Source organism: Mesorhizobium sp. M0923 (genome assembly GCF_040319365.1).
Classification (GTDB): domain Bacteria; phylum Pseudomonadota; class Alphaproteobacteria; order Rhizobiales; family Rhizobiaceae; genus Mesorhizobium.
In genome coordinates, this window is sequence record NZ_JAMYNW010000017.1 from 77,661 (window position 1) to 95,392 (window position 17,732).

Consider the following 17,732-nt stretch of genomic DNA (forward strand, 5'->3'; position numbering starts at 1 on the left):
GTTCGCAGACACAGATAAACGCCATCGGCAGTTTTCGCCGAAGTCCGGAGCAAGGCCCGTCCCCCGCCTATCCCGGACACTTGCGGCAGCCTATCCCCCCTCTCCGGGCTGCCGCATCGTTTCGAGTAAGGCCGCCGTGGTTCCCCCTCCACCACGGCGGCATTTTTTTGCCTTTCGACCCGATCCTGCCCGTGGCCCAACGTTCGCGGGCTTTCCGTTTGGCCGCATGGGCTCTAGATTCGCCGCCAGAATCGAAAGGCCCGCCTATGTCCGCAGTTTCCCCTGTCCTCGACCGCCTCGACAAGAACTTCGACCAGAGCCTGGAACGCCTGTTCGGCCTGCTCAGTATCAAGTCGATCTCCACCGATCCGGACTACGCGGCCTACTGCCGCAAGGCCGCCGAATGGCTGGTCGCCGAGCTCAAGTTGATCGGCTTCGACGCCAGCGTGCGCGACACGCCGGGGCATCCGATGGTGGTCGCGCATCACGACGGGCCGGCAGGCGCGCCGCATCTGTTGTTTTACGGCCATTACGACGTCCAGCCGGTCGATCCGGTCGAGCTGTGGGAAAGCGACCCGTTCGCACCGGCGGTCAAGGAGATCGAGCCCGGCCACAAGGTGATCACCGGCCGCGGCGCGGCCGACGACAAGGGTCAGCTGATGACCTTCGTCGAGGCCTGCCGCGCGTGGAAGCAGGTGCATGGCGGATTGCCGTGCCGAATCACGATCCTGTTCGAGGGCGAGGAGGAGTCCGGATCGCCGTCGCTGAAACCGTTTCTCGAGGCGAATGCGGACGAGCTCAAGGCCGATTTCGCGCTGGTCTGCGACACCGGCATGTGGGACCGCGATACGCCGTCGATCTGCGTCTCGCTGCGCGGGCTGGTCGGCGAGGAGATCACGGTGACGGCCGCCGACCGCGACCTGCATTCCGGGCTGTATGGCGGTGCGGCCGCCAATCCGATCCGCATCCTGGCAAAAATCCTGGCCGACATCCACGATGAGGATGGTCACGTCACCATTCCGGGTTTCTATGACGGCGTCGAGGAAACGCCCTCGCAGATATTGCAGTCGTGGCTGTCGCTGGGCGAGACCGCCGAGACCTTCCTCGGCCCGATCGGCCTGTCGATTCCGTCCGGCGAAAAGGGCCGCTCGGTGCTCGAACTGACCTGGGCGCGCCCGACGGCCGAGTTCAACGGCATCATCGGCGGCTATACCGGCAAGGGCTTCAAGACGGTGATCGCCGCGCAAGCCTCGGCAAAAGTCTCCTTCCGCCTCGTCCACAAACAGGATCCGGCAAAAATCCGCGCCGCCTTCCAGGCATTCGTCAGGCAGCGCGTTCCGGCCGACTGCTCGGTTGAATTCCATCCGCACGGCGCCTCGCCGGCGATCCAGCTTTCCTACGACTCGCCCTTTCTCGCCAAGGCCAAGCAGGCGCTGTCCGACGAGTGGCCGAAGCCGGCGGTGGTGACCGGCAGCGGCGGCTCGATCCCGGTGGTCGGCGATTTCCAGACCTATCTCGGCATGGAATCGCTGCTGGTCGGTTTCGGTCTTGACGACGACCGCATCCACTCGCCGAACGAGAAGTACGAGATGAGCTCTTTCCACAAGGGCCAGCGCTCCTGGGCGCGCATTCTCGAGGCGCTGACACGCTGAAATTGCGTCACAATCAACTTTGTGTTGATTTTTCACCGGATCACGGCAAGGACGGGCACGGCCCGTCGCGTATCGCTGCACGGGGCCGCGACCGGAGAAGACGATGAGCGACATACGTTTCCACAAAAACGATTTGCCCGGCCTGCTGCATTACGATGTCGGGGCGGTCGCTATCGACACCGAGACGCTCGGGCTGAACCCGCATCGCGACCGGCTCTGCGTCGTGCAGATCTCACCGGGCGACGGCTCGGCCGACGTCATCCAGATCGCGCCCGGCCAGAGGAAGGCGCCGAACCTCGTCAGCCTGCTGAAGAATCGCAGCATCACCAAGCTCTTCCACTACGGCCGCTTCGATCTCGCCGTACTCTACAACGCCTTTGGCGTCATGCCGGAGCCGGTGTTCTGCACCAAGATCGCGTCGCGGCTGACGCGCACCTACACCGACCGGCACGGGCTGAAGGACATCTGCTTCGAGCTTCTCGGGGTCGGCCTGTCGAAGGCGCAGCAATCCTCGGACTGGGCGGCCGAGACGCTGTCGCCCGAGCAGCTCGAATATGCCGCCTCCGACGTGCTCTACCTGCACCGGCTGCGCGACGTGCTGAGCGCGCGGCTGGCGCGCGACAACCGGACCAGGGAGGCCGATGCCTGCTTCCGCTTCCTGCCGACGCGTGCGAAACTCGACCTGATGGGCTGGGATGAGGAGGATATCTTCGCCCACAGCTAATGGCCTTCATGATAATTCTACTCCGGCGGCCATCTGGCGCAGTTTTCTCCGCTTCCGGTGCTCACGGACCCAAATGTCCGCTGCGCTCCGGTTCTCGAAAACCACGCCATATGTCTCGCCGGAGCGAATTCTCATAAAGGCCATCGGCCAGGAACCGAGGGCGCTTGTCCCGGCGCTCCGTTCGCTTCACCGGGAGGAATGGAAATGGCTGCGCGAAAACCGATCGAAACGGCACCCAAGGACGGTTCCAAGGTCACCGTCTACTGGCAGGATAGGGACGGCGTGATGAACGAAAGCATCGCGCAATACCGTTCGCTCGACCGGCTGAAGGCGGCCGGCGGCGACTGGGACGAAAGCGACGCCGGCTGGTGGGCCTATACGGACGGCCATACGCAAAAGAAGATCGAACCGATCAGCTGGCGGCCCGCCTCCGACGACCCGGACGCGGACGACTGAGGGTGGTCGCAACCGTCGAACTGAAGTGATTATTCTGAGGCGAAGCGTATTTTGTTCTTGCTTTGTGCCGGCAGCTATGCTATTAATCCCGCTATGGTGCTTATTGGCGCCAACGACCCGCCTGCCGAGGCGGGTTTTTTCGTTTCGGCTTTGGCACTGTCGCGAGCCGGGCGTGCTTCGCAAGTGATTGAATACAGTTTACTTCGATTTTTCCCGACTTAACCCGCCCTTAAATCGCCGCATCTAGTCTTCAACCCGAACGCCATAGGCATGGGGAAGACAGCACAGCGCATGGCGAACCGGAAAGACAGTCGCATCGAACCCAGCTTCGAGACATCGCCGGGGGCGAGATCCTCGGCCGGTTTTTCGGTGAGCGAGGAGGACCGCGTCGTGCCGAACAACCGCAAAGCCGCCGCAAAGCGCAAATCGACCAAGGCCAAGCCGTCACGCGGCGGGCGCGGCAAAGGCCGGCGCGGCGCGTTCGGCGTGCTTGGCCGGCTGTTCTACTGGTGCTTCGTGCTGGCCATCTGGGGCGGTATCGCCACTGCCGGCATCGTCGTCTATTACGGCGCGAAAATGCCGGCGGCCACCACCTGGGCCATTCCCGACCGCGCCCCCAACATCAAGATCGTCTCGGTCGACGGCCAGCTGCTTGGCAATCGCGGCATGAGCGGCGGCGAGGCCGTCGGCCTGCACGAAATGTCGCCCTATATTCCCGAGGCCGTCATCGCCATCGAAGACCGCCGCTTCTATTCGCATTTCGGCATCGACCCGATCGGCCTTTCCCGGGCAATGATGACCAATGTGCTCGGCGGGCATTTTTCGCAGGGCGGCTCGACGCTGACCCAGCAGCTGGCCAAGAACCTGTTCCTGACGCCGGACCGCACGCTGGAGCGCAAGGTGCAGGAAGTGCTTTTGGCGCTGTGGCTCGAGCACAAGCATACGAAGGACCAGATCCTCGAAATGTACCTCAACCGGGTCTATTTCGGCTCGGGCGCCTATGGCGTCGAAGCGGCCTCGCGCCGCTATTTCGGCAAGAGCGCGCGCGACGTCACGCTGTCGGAGGCGGCACTTCTCGCCGGTCTGCTCAAGGCGCCGTCACGGCTGTCGCCGGCACGCGACCCAAAGGCGGCCGAGCAGCGCTCGCAGCTGGTGCTCGCCGCGATGCGCGACGAGGGCAAGATAAGCGCCAAGGAGATGACCACGGCGATGAGCGCGCCGGCGACGCGCGCGCCGTCCTACTGGACCGGCTCGGAAAACTATGTCGCCGATACGATCATGGAAGAACTGCCCGACCTGATCGGTGACGTGCGCCGCGACATCGTCGTCGACACGACCGTCGATCTGACGCTGCAGAAGCTCGCCGAGCAATCGATCCGCCGGCTGATCGACCAGAGCGGCAAGAAGCTCAATGTCAGCCAGGGCGCGCTGGTGTCGATCGACAATTCCGGCGCGGTGCGCGCCATGGTCGGCGGCTATGATTATTCGACCAGCCAGTTCGACCGCGCCTCGGAAGCGCGCCGCCAGCCGGGCTCGGCGTTCAAGCCGTTCGTCTATATGGCGGCGCTGGAATCCGGCCGTACGCCGGACAGCGTGCGCAATGACGCGCCGATCAAGATCGGCAACTGGACGCCCGACAATTACGGCGGCAAATATTTCGGCAAGGTGACGCTGGCGACGGCGCTGGCAAAATCGCTGAACTCGGTGGCCGCGCAGCTGACCATGGAAGTCGGACCGAATGCGGTGGTCGAGGCGGCGCACCGCATGGGCATCCAGTCCGAGCTGACGGCCAACACTTCGATCGCGCTGGGCACCTCGGAAGTGACGCCGCTGGAACTGACCTCGGCCTATGTTCCCTTCGCCAATGGCGGCTATAAGCCCGACATCCATTTCATCCGCCGCGTCACGACGAGCGACGGCAAGGTGCTCTACGAAAACAATGGCGGCGGTGCGCCGCGCGTCGTCAAGCCCGATGTCGTCGGCATGATGAACTCGATGATGACAGGCACGGTCGAGATCGGCACGGCCAGGAAGGCGGCGTTCGCCTGGCCGGCGGCCGGCAAGACCGGCACCAGCCAGAATTCGCGCGATGCCTGGTTCATCGGCTATACCGCCAATCTGACCACCGGCGTCTGGTTCGGCAATGATGACGGCAGCGCGATGAAGAAGGTCACCGGCGGCGCACTGCCGGCGCAGGCCTGGCACGAGTTCATGGTCGCCGCGCATGAGGGCGTGCCGGTGCGGCCGCTGCCTGGAACCTGGAAGTCGACGCCACCCGACACCATCGTCCCGGATGACATACCGTCCGACACGGCGCCGCCGGCGCCGGTCGCTTCCGTTGGCCAATCGGCGCCGCCTGCGGCAGCTACCCAGTCGGCTTCGCGTCCAGTGCGTCCTGCCGAGACGGTCGATGTCGGCGGCCTGGCCATGCCGGGGGTCGACGGCGCCACCGGATCGATCAAGCACCCGGTGCCGCCCGGTAATGTCGGCGGCCCGGTCAAGAAGCGGCAGACCTCGATCCTCGATATTCTGACAGGCGGCTGACTTTGTCGTTGTTCGCGGCAAAAAACGTGCTCACCCTTAGATCAAGCAAGGATTGACCGGAGAAGCTTGAGCAATGGAAGCCGTTGGTAGGTTTAACCGTCTGAGCTTTGAACAATGGTCGCTGCTGATTGCCATGACAGCAAGCGCTATCTTGTTCCGACAAGCACCCAACCTCAGAACTGATCCGGCATATCTTCTCGACGAGAGGATCGGCGGAATGGTAGGCGCTTTCGTTGCCGGGCTTCTCATACCGTATGGTCTGGCGTGGCTTTTTGGACGCTTGATGCGAAGAAATCGTATCGTGTTCTTGACTGTTCTTTGGGTGCTGGCGCTCCTCATGTTCGTCGTAAATCTCAAACTGCGCTACGAATGCCCCACCTGCTATTGAAGATATCGTCTGTCATTTGGCATCGGTCGGCACGGCCCTCGCCACCGTAACGATATTCGGGTAGATCACGTCACTGGAGACGCGACATGGCCGAAACCGACACCAGAAAAACCATCGTGCTGACCGGCGCCAGCCGCGGCATCGGCCATGCCACGGTCAAGCGCTTTTCACGTGAAGGCTGGCGCGTCATCACCTGCTCGCGCCAGGCTTTTGCCGAGGACTGCCCGTGGCCGGCCGGCCCGGAAGACCACATCAAGGTCGATCTCGCCGACCAGGAGGATGTCGGCATCGCCATCTCCGAGATCCGCCACCGGCTGGAGGCGCATGGCGGCCAGTTGCACGCGCTGGTCAACAATGCCGGCATCTCGCCGAAGCTCAAGGACGGCAACAGCCGCATGAACTCGATCGACACGCCGATGCATGTCTGGCGCGACGTCTTCCAGGTGAATTTCTTCGCCCCGATCATGCTGGCGCGGGGACTGTTCAAGGAGCTGGCCTCGGCCAAGGGTTCGATCGTCAACGTCACCTCGATCGCCGGCACCCGCGTGCATCCTTTCGCCGGCACCGCTTACGCGACCTCGAAGGCGGCACTCGGCTCGCTGACGCGCGAGATGGCGCATGATTTCGGCCCGCACGGCATTCGCGTCAACGCCATTGCGCCGGGCGAGATCGACACCGCGATCCTGTCGCCGGGCACTGAAAAGATCGTCGAGACAATTCCGCTGAGACGGCTGGGCACTACGGCGGAAGTTGCCGACATCATTTTCTTCCTGTGCTCGCAGCAGGCGTCTTACGTGACCGGTTCGGAAATCCACATCAATGGCGGCCAGCACGTTTGAGCGGTTGGTTTTGATCAATCGTTGACGCTGCCCCTCATCCCCCTGCCGGGACCTTCTCCCCGTGAAGAACGGGGAGAAGGGGCTTGACCGCTACGCTGGCGGGGCAGCGCAGGCTTAGGCTGCCGTGGGCGCTTTCGGTGCTGCCAAAACCTCCTCGACGATCCCGCGGGCGATCTCGCGTTCACCCATGATGACGGTGTCGGCACCAAGGCCCTTGAGGTGCTCGACCTCGGCATCGGAATGGGCGCGGGCGATGATCTCGATTGTCGGATTGGCGGCGCGGGCGCGCAGCACGAGCTGCCCGGCCTCGAAGGCGTTGGGGATGGCCAGGATCAGCCGCTTCGCGTCCTCAGGATTGGATGCGGCGAACACGTCGCCATTCGCCGCGTTGCCGGCCACGGTTTCGACGCCTTCGGCCTTGAGCTTCGCCAACGTCTTGTCGGCATCCTCGATGACGAGGAAGGGCAGGGCGGCCTGCCTCAGCGACGCGCCGACGAGGCTGCCGACGCGGCCGTAGCCGATCAGGATGGTGTGGCCGGTCAGCCTCGTCCTGGGCGGCGGGCCATCCTCCTTCGCGGGCGCCGCGACCGAAGCCACCTGGCCGGGTTCGGTCGCCGGGCCGATCGGCCTTGCTTCGCCGGACGGCGCCGTCCTGCCGGCGCGTGCTGCCAGCCAGGGTTTCATCCGGTCGGCGGCAAGAAACATCAGCGGATTGAGGACGATCGACAGGATGGCGCCGGCGAGGATGAGGTCGCGGCCTTGTTCGGGCAGCAGTTTCAGCCCGACGCCGAGTTCGGCCAGGATGAACGAGAATTCGCCGATCTGGGCAAGGCTTGCCGAAATCATCAACGCGGTTGCGACCGGATAGCGGAAAACGACGACGATGACGAAGGCTGCCAGCGACTTGCCGATAACGATGATGGCCAGCGTCGCCAGGATCGGCCAGCCATTGCTGATCAGGCTGAACGGGTCGAACAGCATGCCGACCGAAACGAAGAACAGCACGGAAAAGGCGTCGCGCAGCGGCAGCGATTCCTCGGCCGCCCGATGGCTGAGCTCGGATTCGCTCATGATCATGCCGGCGAAGAAAGCGCCGAGAGCCAGCGACACGCCGAACAGCTTGGCCGCGCCGAAGGCGACGCCAAGCGCAATCGCAAGCACCGCCAGCCGGAACAGTTCGCGCGATCCGGTATGGGCGACGTAGTGCAGGATCCAGGGGATAAGCCGGCGGCCGACCACCAGCATGACCACGACAAAGGCCGCGACCTTGGCCAGTGTGATGCCGACGACGCCCCAGACGCCGTAGCTCGCCGGCAGCGACAGCAGACCGCCGGAGTGCACCTCCACCTGCTCTTGGCCGCCGAGCACGCCGGCCAATGCCGGCAAAAGCACCAGCGCCAGCACCATCGCCAGATCCTCGACGATCAGCCAGCCGACAGCGATGCGGCCACGCTCGGTCTCGATCAGCCGCCGCTCCTGCAGCGCGCGCAACAGCACCACGGTCGAGGCCACGGAAAGCGCCAGGCCGAAGACCAGCCCGGCGCCCATCGACCAGCCGAGCATCCAGGCGAGGCCGGCGCCAAGGGCTGTCGCGAAGCCGATCTGCACGATGGCGCCGGGCACGGCGATGGCGCGGACCGACAACAGGTCCTTCAGCGAGAAATGCAGGCCGACGCCGAACATCAGCAGGATGACGCCGATCTCGGCCAGTTCATTGGCGAGGCCGGCATCGGCAACGAAACCCGGCGTGTTCGGTCCAACCAGAACGCCGGCGATGAGATAGCCTACCAGCGGCGGCACGCGAAAACGGTTGGCAAGTGCGCCGAAGACGAAAGCCAGCCCCAGACCGGCAACGATGGTGGCGATAAGGGGCGTGTCATGCGGCATTGTCTATGGAGCGCCTTCAGGAATTGCCATGTCGGACGTGCGCCGCCCGAAAGCCGCCGCCTCGGCAGTATGGGGGCTCGGACAGTCGCGAGACAACCCGCAATCCCCATGAAATCGATGGCAAAGAAGCAAAAGGCAGAGAGCCGGTAAGCGTTGCCACCCGGCGCGGCCTGCTCTAGGCAGGCGATTGATACGGAAAAGGGCTTATCCCGTTCGCGCAGGCAGACGCTGCTAATTGTGCATTGATAGAACTGGGATTCATCCGTTAGCAGACCGAAGCGGTCCTCGGGATGGAAGATGGGTGCGACGCATCAGGCACGATTCGCCAACCCGTGTCCTGTCAGATCGTGGCAGCCTCCTACTGCGCCACAGGCGTTTTTGAAGCCGGGCGCTTGCGGATGAGACAATCTTCGACAAAGACTTTGGGAAAGCGGAGAACCTTGGAGGAAGTATGGTTGAAATCGCCAATACAGCCGCAGAGCACATTGAGAGTTTCCATGCGGCTCTCGACGTTGTCGCGCGGGAGCGAAAATACCTGACCATGCTTGAAGCGTTCCCGCTTCCTGAGACACGCGATTTCGTTTTGAATATGATTAAGCAGCGAAACCCGCATATCGTGGCGACGGAAGGAGACCGCGTTGTGGGATGGTGCGACATCACCCGCCATTTCTTTCCATCTCACGCTCATCGCGGAAGTTTAGCGATAGGAATCATACCCGATTATCGTGGACAAGGATTGGGCCGTCGCCTTATCACCGCCGCCTTAGAAAAGGCTCGGCAAGAAAACTTCGTTCGCGTTGAACTCTCGGTGCACGCCGATAATAGCCGGGCCATAACGCTGTATGAGAAAACTGGTTTCGTTACGGAAGGTGTCCTCAGGCGTAGTGTTTGCATTGATGGTCGCTATGTCGACACCATCTGCATGGCCGTGATGCTCGACGGTCAATGACGATAGGCGCATCCCGACCGACAGTACGTTTTGTCGCCGTGATCCGGCCCCCGGTCAGCTTTGAACCGATTGGAACGTGGCGAAGGAGGCCCATTTCGACATCTTCCGGAGCGAGGCTTGGAGGGTGAACGTGCCGCCTTGTGTTTCTCTCCTCACCCTTGCGTCGGGGTGGGAGGGCGGAACGCTGCCCCTCATCCGCCTACCGGCACCTTCTCCCCGTAAGTGACAGGGAGAAGGGGCTTGGACGCAACGCTGGCAACCCCCTCTCCCCGTCTTTCACGGGGGTCCGAAGGACGGGCGAGACAAGCGGCTCGCCCCGGAATGGGTAAGGGTGAGGGGCAGCACAAACCTGATGCGATTGCCCTGGGCTGCTTCAGCCTCACGATCAATAAGGAATGTACGCACCGCCGATGCCCGATCAGGTCGCCTGCAGCAGGCTCTCGATATCGGGTATGCTGTGGTTGGTCAGCGTCTTTGGAATTTCGGCCGTTATCTTGTCGGTGACCTCCTTGTGCAGTTTCCGGCGCATGTCGCCCAGCACTGGCGGCGGTGCGATCAGCACGATCTCCTTGAAGGTGCCGCGATGCGCGAGCTTGTAGAGCCGGTCGGCAATCTCGTCGGCAAAACGCTCCTTGCCAAGGCGGTGCCAATCGGTGTCCTCGACCGCACTGCGGTGGACGGAAGGGCCGTCGCTGTAGCGGCCGGGGCGGTCCGTGCCTTGCTCTCGGGTTGCCGGATTTTCCTGCTCCATCTCGTGCACGACCTGAAGGTCGGGATATTGGACGTCTCCACGGTTCTCGAGGAACAGCGCCTTTTCGCCATCTGCCACCACGATCCACAGTCCGCGTTTCAGTCTGACGTTGCTCATGGGGCGCTCCTTTTTGATTTTTCAAGCCCATAGCCGGGCCTTTGCCGCAGGGGCATGACCGGGCTTGGCCCTATAGAGCAAACGCGTGCCGAGGCGTGAATGTTCCGGTACTCGGACCCGGTATCTCCGACAGGAGCCGGCGAGAGCGCCAGGCTGTCTTTGATGGCTCGGCTGGCATGCGGCGGCTTTAATCTACTAAATTGGTAGAAATTGGAAAAATCTGTTTTGTGGCTGGCTCGGCAAGCCGCTAGAAAGGCAGCGGATCAAGGGCCGCAACAGCAGCTTCAATCCGCTCCGCATCTGAATGTGGAATATTTTTCTCTTGGCCGTTATGCTTGCAGAAAAGAGATTGCCTGCTACGAAGCGATGCGCGAGTGGGTGCCTTCTGGTTTTTCGCGCCCCCGCGTAGAACTGGCAAACGGTTCCAGGATTCCGCTCGTCATGCCGCAAGCCAAGCCTAAGCTCAATGCCTTTCCCGTCTTCATGCGGGTCGAGGGCGAAGCCGTCGCCATCGTCGGCGGCGGCGAGGAAGCGCTGGCCAAGGCGCGGCTGCTCGCTCAGTCGAGCGCTGTGCTGCGCATCGTCAGCGATGCCGCAAGCGCCGATCTGCTGGCCTGCATCGCCGAGACGGGCGCCACCCACATTGCCGACGCCTATAATGCAGCACATCTCAATGGTGCGGTGATGGTGTTTGCCGCCAGCGGCGATGAGGCGCTCGACCGCCGCGTTGCCGGGGATGCGCGCCGGCTGGGCATTCCGGTCAATGCCGTCGACCGGCCGGAGCTCTGCGATTTCTTCACGCCGGCACTGGTCAACCGCGCGCCGGTCGCCATTGCCATCGGCACGGAAGGTGCCGGCCCGGTGCTTGCGCAGATGCTGCGCAGCCGCATCGACCGCATGCTGTCGCCCTCGCTCGGGCCGCTCGCGGCACTTGCCGCGTCGTTTCGCGGCGCCGCCGAAAAGCTGCTGCCGAAGGGCAATGCCCGCCGCCGCTTCTGGAGCGATTTCTTTGGCGGCGCGCCGGCCCGTGCCGTGGAGGCCGGCGAGCTTTCGCAGGCGCATGATGCCGCCGTCGGCCTGTTGCTTTCGAACGAACCGGCATCGGGCCATATCGCGCTTGTAGGCGCCGGTCCCGGCGCCGAGGACCTTTTGACGCTGCGCGCCCATCGCCTGCTGATGGAAGCCGACGTGATCGTCCATGACGCGCTGGTGCCGGAGGCCATCGTCGCCATGGGCCGCCGCGATGCCGAACGCCTGCCGGTCGGCAAGCGCAAGGGCTGCCATTCCAAGAGCCAGGCCGAGATCAATGCGCTGCTGGTCGAGCTTGGCCACGCCGGCAAGCGCGTCGTGCGGCTGAAGTCCGGCGACCCGCTGGTGTTCGGCCGGGCCGGCGAGGAGATGGCGGCACTTCGCGATGCCGGCGTCGCCTACGAAGTGGTTCCGGGCGTCACCGCGGCCTTCGCCGCCGCCGCCGATTTCGAACTGCCGCTGACGCTGCGCGGCGTGTCGTCGTCGATGGTGTTCACCACCGGCCACGACCTCAAGGGAAATTCGCTGCCCGATTGGGCAAAGCTCGCCATTTCGGGCGCGACGGTCGCCGTCTATATGGGGCGCTCGGTCGCCGCCGAGGTCGCCGGCCGGCTGATCGAAGCCGGCCTGTCGCCGGACACGGCCGTCGCCGTGGTCGAGAATGCCAGTCTTGCCAACCGCCGCCGTTTCCACGGCACGCTCGCCGACCTGCCGTCGCTGGAGGCGCGCGCCGACCTCAGCGGCCCGGTGATGACGATCATCGGCGACGCCGTCGCCGGCGCCAATTTCGAACGGTCCGAGCCGCTGGCCGCACACAGGCAGGACAGCGTGGCCCGTGCTGCCGCGGAAGGAGTGAACCAATGAAAGTGCTGACCGCGAACCGTCTCGCCGACGGCATAGCCGTCTGGTACGCCAATGGCGGCTGGGCCGAGATCATCGACCATGCCGACATCGCCCATGACAAGGCGGCCGAGGACCGGCTGGAGGCGATCGGCGCCAAGGCCTCCGCCGACAACGAGGTGGTCGACGTCAATCTGATCGACGTGACTGTGGTCAACGGCACTGTCGAGGCGGTCCGGCTGCGCGAAAAGATCCGTGCCGCCGGCCCGACCACCCGCCACGATCTGGGCAAGCAGGCCCGTCCGCAGGCCGCACGCGCGGCATAGATGACACAAGCATGATCCCGATCGTGCTCGAACGAAGAAAATAACGGGCGGACGCGCCCGGAAAGACCTGAAAATGTACCGTTACGATGAGTTCGACCACGATTTCGTCAAGGCCCGCGTCGCCGAGTTCAGCGACCAGGTCGCACGGCGGCTTGCCGGCGAGATCACCGAGGACCAGTTCCGGCCGCTTCGGCTGATGAACGGCGTCTATCTACAGCTGCATGCCTATATGCTGCGCATCGCCGTGCCCTACGGCACGCTGAACAGCAAGCAACTGCGTATGCTCGGCCACATCGCACGCAAATACGACAAGGGTTATGGGCATTTCACGACCCGCCAGAACATCCAGTTCAACTGGCCGGCGTTGTCGGACATCCCGGCGATCCTGGCGGACCTGGCAAGCGTCGAGATGCACGCCATCCAGACCAGTGGCAACTGCATTCGCAACGTCACCGCCGACCACTTCGCCGGCGCCGCCGCCGACGAGGTTGCCGATCCGCGCCCCTATGCCGAAATCCTGCGGCAATGGTCGTCGGTGCATCCGGAGTTTTCGTTCCTGCCGCGAAAATTCAAGATCGCGGTGACCGGCGCCGAGCGCGACCGCGCCGCCATCCAGACGCATGACATCGGCCTGCATCTGAAGAAGAACGCCGCCGGCGAGCTTGGTTTCGCCGTCTATGTCGGCGGCGGCCAGGGCCGCACGCCGATGGTGGCCAAGAAGATCCGCGACTTCCTGCCCGAAGCGGATCTGTTGTCCTACTGCACGGCGATCCTGCGCGTTTACAACCTCTACGGCCGTCGCGACAACAAGTTCAAGGCGCGCATCAAGATCCTGGTCCACGAGACCGGCGTCGAGGAGATCACCCGCCAGGTCGAGGCCGAATGGCAGGAGTTGAAGGACGCCGAGCTGAGGCTGCCGGAAGAAGACATCCGCGCCATCGACGCCTATTTCGCGCCGCCGGCGCTTGTCGATCGGCCGGAAGGCGACGAGGCGGTCAAGCTTGCCCGGCTCGACTCGAAGAGCTTTTCCGAATGGCTGGACCAGAATGTGGTCACCCATCGCCATCCCGACTACGCGGCGGTGACCATCTCGCTCAAGGGCATTGGCGAGACGCCCGGCGACGCCTCCGACAGCCAGATGGAAGCGGTCGCAGACATTGCCGAAAAATATTCCTTCGACGAGCTGCGCGTCAGTCACGAGCAGAACCTGATCCTGCCGCATGTCGCGCGTGCCGACCTCAAGGCGGTCTATGACGCGCTTGTCGATATCGGGCTGGCGACGGCCAATTCCAACCTGATCAGCGACATCATCTCCTGCCCCGGCCTCGATTATTGCGCGCTGGCGACAGCGCGTTCGATTCCCGTGGCACAGGAAATCTCGCGGCGCTTCGCCTCGCTGGAGCGCCAGCGCGAGATCGGCGAATTGAAGCTGAAGATTTCCGGGTGCATCAATGCCTGCGGCCATCACCATGTCGGCCATATCGGCATCCTCGGCGTCGAGAAGAAAGGCGCCGAGCTCTACCAGGTGACGCTCGGCGGCTCGGCCGACGAGAACACCTCGGTCGGCGAGATCATCGGCCGCGGCTTCAGTTCGGAAGAGATCACCGATGCCATCGAGCAGATCGTCGAGACCTATCTCGGGCTTCGGCTGGACAGAAACGAAAGATTTATCGACGCCTACCGCCGTGTCGGTCCCGCGCCGTTCAAGGAGGCGCTCTATGCTGGCGAAACCAAGGCCGCTTGACCGGATCATCGACGTCGAGGCCGGCATCGCCGCCGAAGCGGCGGGTCTCGACGCGCTCTATGGCCATCTAAAGCCGCTGGAGATTATCGAGCGGTCGGCCCGGGAATTCTTTCACGGCGAAATCGCCGCCGTCTCGTCCTTCGGCGCGGATTCGGCGGTGCTGCTGCACATGATCGCGGAGATCGACCGCACGCTGCCGGTGATCTTTCTCGACACCGGCAAGCATTTCGAGGAAACGCTCGGCTATCGTGACGCGCTGGTCGCCGATTTCGGGTTGACCGATATCCGGGTGATCAGGCCCGACGATGCGGCGCTGGCAAGGATCGACCCGACCGGCAATCTGAACGAGACCGATACCGACGCCTGCTGCGACGTGCGCAAGGTCGAGCCGCTGGCGCGCGGCGTCGAGCCGTTCCGCGCCTGGTTCACCGGACGCAAGCGCTTCCAGGCCGCGACCCGGGCAGCGCTTCCGGTGTTCGAGGCGGTCGGCTCGCGCATCCGCATCAATCCGCTGGCGCACTGGACGACATCAGACCAGGCCAGCTACATGCGCGCACATGCGCTGCGTGAAAACCCGCTCGTCGCCTATGGCTATCTGTCGATCGGCTGTTTCCCTTGCACGCAGCCGGTGCAGCCGGGCGACGACGCGCGCAGTGGCCGCTGGGCCGGGCACGCCAAGACCGAATGCGGCATCCATTTGTCGGGGCTGGAGAAGTCGCTGACCGATGCCTCACTTTAGGATATATTGATATTCAGGTGATGCCGGCCTGCAAACGGCGGCTTCCTGCGCTTCCGGCGCTCACGTACCCAAAAGTACGCTCCGCTCCGGTTCTCGGAAGCCACGCAGTTTGGTCGCTTCGCGCCCGCCTTCGGCTCCGGCTCGGCCTGACCTGAATCTCAACACCCCCTGAGGTGTTTTGCACTTTAGAACCTTGTGGACTTGGGAATTTCTTGATGAGCGAATTGATAGCGGAAAACGCCACCCGGCTGTGGACGCCGAATGGTTTTTGCGAGGACGAGTGGGTTCATGCCGAAAGCGCCGAGGCGCTGGTCGGCAATGGCCGCTTCATCCTGCCGCTGCAGGCGTTTCTCGGCCTCGATCGGGAGGTGCGGCGGTCGGCGAAGGAACGCATCGGCGTGCTGCTGCAGCCCGGCGATCAGCTCGAGAAGATCGCCGGCCTGCTCGACCAGCTGTCGCTGGTGGCGCTGGCCTTCCCGGCGTTCAATGACGGCCGCTCGTTCTCCAAGGGCGAATTGCTGCGCAGCCGTTACCATTTCACCGGCGCCATGCGCGCCACCGGGCAGGTGCTTATCGACCAGCTGCCGCACATGCTGCGCCTCGGCTTCGACGAATTCGAGATCTCGCACCCGGTGCTGCTGAAGCGGCTCGAGCAAGGCCGCACCGGCGGACTGCCGCTGTTCTACCAGCCGGCGGTGAAGCCGGAGGCCAAAGGCCCGAAATATTCCTGGCGGCGGGTGCGCGCCAGCTGATCTGCTCCAGGGGACCAGAAGCACGATCTGGTCGGACCACATTGCCGATTCGATCTTTTATTTTGCCCGTCCCCGGCTTAGGATAGGTCCATTATTTCGCGATCCGAATAAATGTGGCCAGAAGGGAGGAACCGGGTATGGCTGGCAAGAAGATATTGATGCTCGTTGGCGAGTTCAGCGAGGAATACGAGATTTTCGTCTTTGAACAGGCCATGCATGCGGTGGGCCATACGGTCCATGTCGTTTGCCCCGACAAGAAGGCCGGCGACATCCTGAAGACCTCGTTGCACGACTTCGAAGGCCACCAGACCTATACGGAAAAGCTCGGCCACGACTACATCCTCAACAAGACGTTTTCCGAGGTCAACCCGGCCGAATACGACGCCGTCTACGCGGCGGGCGGGCGCGGGCCGGAATATATCCGCATCGACAAGCGCGTGCAGGCGCTGGTGCGGCATTTCCATGAGGCCGGCAAGCCGATCTTCACCATCTGCCACGGCGTGCAGATCCTGATCGCGGTCGACGGCGTGGTGCGCGGCAGGGAAGTCGCGGCGCTGCAATATTGCGAGCCGGAAGTCACGCTGGCCGGGGGCATCTATATCGATGTTGCGCCGACCGGTGCCCATGTCGACGGCAATCTGGTGTCGGCCAAGGGCTGGCCGGGCCTTGCCGCCTTCATGCGCGAATGTCTGAAAGTGCTGGGCACCGAGATCCGCCAGGGAGAGATCCTGATGCGCGACCAACGCCAGGCGGCTTAAGCTCGGAATTTGGAGCCGCCGCGCCCCTAATGCATGTCGCGCAAAAGTGTGCAGCGGTTTTGCGATAACGGCATGCATAAACAAGAACTTAAAGCGCGTCGCATGAGGCCGGTCGAGCGCGACGCGCTTTAGGTGCGGCGGTGCGTCTACACGGCCATCCGCGCTTCGCGGAACGAGACCAGCTTGCTGCGGCTCTCGTCCCATAGCGCCAGCTTGACGCAGCGCAGGCTGTCGAGAAGCGTGACGCGGCCGATCTCACGCAACTCCGGATAGTCCCTCAGCACTTCCGGAAGCCGGTAACACGGCACTTTGGCCGAGAGGTGGTGCACATGGTGGACGCCGATATTGCCGGTGATCCAGTTCAGAACCGGTGGCAGGTCGTAATAGGACGAGCCGTGCAGGGCAGCGTGCTGGAATTCCCACTCGGAGTCCTTTGTCCACTCCGTTTCCTCGAACTGATGCTGGACGTAGAACAGCCAGATGCCGGCCGATCCGGCGAGAATGACGATCGGCAGATGCACGACCAGGAACGCGCCGGGGCCGACGAACCAGATGAGCAGAGCGGCGATGACGGCGATGGCGAGGTTGGTGGACATCGACGACACCCAAGGGGTGAGGCCGCCCCGCATCATGCCCAAGGGCAGTCTCTGCTCGAAAATGAAAATCCATATCGGGCCAAGGCCGAACATCACCAGCGGATGGCGATAGAGGCGATAGGCGAGCCGGCCCCGCCACGACAGTTGCCGGTATTCGGCGACGGTCAGTGTCTTGATGTCGCCGGTGCCGCGCTCGTCGAGATTGCCGGCGCTGGCGTGATGGGTTGCGTGGGCGCGGCGCCAGCAATCGTAGGGCGTCAGCGTCAGCACGCCAAGGACGCGGCCGATCCAGTCGTCGGCATAGCGATTGGCAAAGAAGGAGCCGTGACCGCAATCGTGCTGGATCATAAAGATCCGCACCAGAAAGCCGGCGGCCGGAAGGATGAGGACCAGACCCCACCAATGGCCATAGGCATAGGCGGCCGAGGACAGCGCCCATAACGTGGCGAAAGGGATGAGGGTGATGGCGAGTTCGACAGCGCTGCGACGTCTGTCGGGCTTTTTATAGCGAGACAGGATTTTCAACCAGGCGCGCTTGCTGTTTGCCACAGCTTCGGGGGAAATCATGTTCATCATGAAACATAGGCGGAGCAGGGCGCTGCCGCAAGACGGAGATCACGCAAAGTTACTGCGCGTAAACG

At 63.5% G+C, this 17,732-nt stretch carries 16 protein-coding genes; 13 read left to right on the forward strand and 3 right to left on the reverse strand.

Annotated features, from left to right (window positions below):
* Nucleotides 1–266 precede the first annotated feature (266 nt).
* From NKH89_RS25315 to NKH89_RS25340, 6 genes are all read left to right on the forward strand, one after another.
* Nucleotides 267–1,652 carry a M20/M25/M40 family metallo-hydrolase gene (locus NKH89_RS25315; protein WP_352910475.1) on the forward strand — a complete coding sequence of 462 codons (1,386 nt, stop codon included), beginning with the start codon at nt 267–269 and terminating at the stop codon, nt 1,650–1,652.
* A gap of 103 nt (nt 1,653–1,755) precedes the next feature.
* Nucleotides 1,756–2,376, forward strand: a complete 621-nt coding sequence (locus NKH89_RS25320; protein ID WP_031193995.1) for a ribonuclease D — start codon at nt 1,756–1,758, stop codon at nt 2,374–2,376.
* 204 nt (nt 2,377–2,580) lie between these two features.
* The gene (locus tag NKH89_RS25325; protein WP_352483601.1) at nt 2,581–2,832 is read left to right on the forward strand and encodes a hypothetical protein; all 252 of its coding nucleotides are present in this window, start codon (nt 2,581–2,583) and stop codon (nt 2,830–2,832) included.
* A gap of 291 nt (nt 2,833–3,123) precedes the next feature.
* Nucleotides 3,124–5,376, forward strand: a complete 2,253-nt coding sequence (locus NKH89_RS25330) for a transglycosylase domain-containing protein (protein ID WP_352495498.1) — start codon at nt 3,124–3,126, stop codon at nt 5,374–5,376.
* A 73-nt stretch (nt 5,377–5,449) separates the two neighbouring features.
* Nucleotides 5,450–5,764, forward strand: a complete 315-nt coding sequence (locus NKH89_RS25335; protein WP_352495497.1) for a hypothetical protein — start codon at nt 5,450–5,452, stop codon at nt 5,762–5,764.
* An 86-nt stretch (nt 5,765–5,850) separates the two neighbouring features.
* Nucleotides 5,851–6,603: an SDR family NAD(P)-dependent oxidoreductase gene (locus NKH89_RS25340; protein ID WP_023675240.1), complete on the forward strand. Its 753-nt coding sequence runs from the start codon at nt 5,851–5,853 to the stop codon at nt 6,601–6,603.
* Between the two features lie 114 nt (nt 6,604–6,717).
* Here the strand turns inward: NKH89_RS25340 and NKH89_RS25345 are convergent, their stop codons facing one another.
* A complete protein-coding gene (locus tag NKH89_RS25345; RefSeq protein ID WP_352495496.1) occupies nt 6,718–8,490 on the reverse strand; it encodes a cation:proton antiporter domain-containing protein in 1,773 nt (590 codons plus the stop codon).
* Nucleotides 8,491–8,941: 451 nt separating this feature from the next.
* On the opposite strand from NKH89_RS25345, the gene NKH89_RS25350 reads away from it, so the two are divergent.
* Entirely contained in the window at nt 8,942–9,439 is a 498-nt protein-coding gene (locus tag NKH89_RS25350; RefSeq protein WP_023718935.1) for a GNAT family N-acetyltransferase, read from the forward strand.
* 418 nt (nt 9,440–9,857) lie between these two features.
* On the opposite strand, the gene NKH89_RS25355 is transcribed toward NKH89_RS25350, so the two are convergent.
* Complete coding sequence (locus tag NKH89_RS25355) at nt 9,858–10,307, reverse strand: baeRF12 domain-containing protein (RefSeq protein WP_023718936.1); 450 nt, start codon at nt 10,305–10,307, stop codon at nt 9,858–9,860.
* Between the two features lie 441 nt (nt 10,308–10,748).
* Between NKH89_RS25355 and cysG the strand changes: the two genes are divergently transcribed.
* From cysG to NKH89_RS25385, 6 genes are all read left to right on the forward strand, one after another.
* Nucleotides 10,749–12,200: a siroheme synthase CysG gene (gene cysG, locus NKH89_RS25360; RefSeq protein ID WP_352592662.1), complete on the forward strand. Its 1,452-nt coding sequence runs from the start codon at nt 10,749–10,751 to the stop codon at nt 12,198–12,200.
* The gene (locus tag NKH89_RS25365; protein ID WP_023718938.1) at nt 12,197–12,502 is read left to right on the forward strand and encodes a DUF2849 domain-containing protein; all 306 of its coding nucleotides are present in this window, start codon (nt 12,197–12,199) and stop codon (nt 12,500–12,502) included. The genes cysG and NKH89_RS25365 overlap by 4 nt, the downstream gene beginning before the upstream one ends.
* 73 nt (nt 12,503–12,575) lie before the next feature.
* Entirely contained in the window at nt 12,576–14,246 is a 1,671-nt protein-coding gene (locus tag NKH89_RS25370; protein WP_023718939.1) for a nitrite/sulfite reductase, read from the forward strand.
* Nucleotides 14,221–14,985, forward strand: a complete 765-nt coding sequence (locus NKH89_RS25375; protein WP_023718940.1) for a phosphoadenylyl-sulfate reductase — start codon at nt 14,221–14,223, stop codon at nt 14,983–14,985. The genes NKH89_RS25370 and NKH89_RS25375 overlap by 26 nt, the downstream gene beginning before the upstream one ends.
* A 215-nt stretch (nt 14,986–15,200) precedes the next feature.
* Nucleotides 15,201–15,737 (forward strand): DUF934 domain-containing protein, encoded by a 537-nt coding sequence (locus NKH89_RS25380; protein ID WP_023718941.1) that lies wholly within the window; start codon nt 15,201–15,203, stop codon nt 15,735–15,737.
* 137 nt (nt 15,738–15,874) lie between these two features.
* On the forward strand, nt 15,875–16,495 hold the full coding sequence (locus tag NKH89_RS25385; protein ID WP_352483597.1) for a DJ-1/PfpI family protein: 621 nt from the start codon (nt 15,875–15,877) through the stop codon (nt 16,493–16,495).
* A gap of 146 nt (nt 16,496–16,641) precedes the next feature.
* On the opposite strand, the gene NKH89_RS25390 is transcribed toward NKH89_RS25385, so the two are convergent.
* Nucleotides 16,642–17,664, reverse strand: a complete 1,023-nt coding sequence (locus tag NKH89_RS25390; protein ID WP_023675248.1) for a fatty acid desaturase — start codon at nt 17,662–17,664, stop codon at nt 16,642–16,644.
* Nucleotides 17,665–17,732 lie beyond the last annotated feature (68 nt).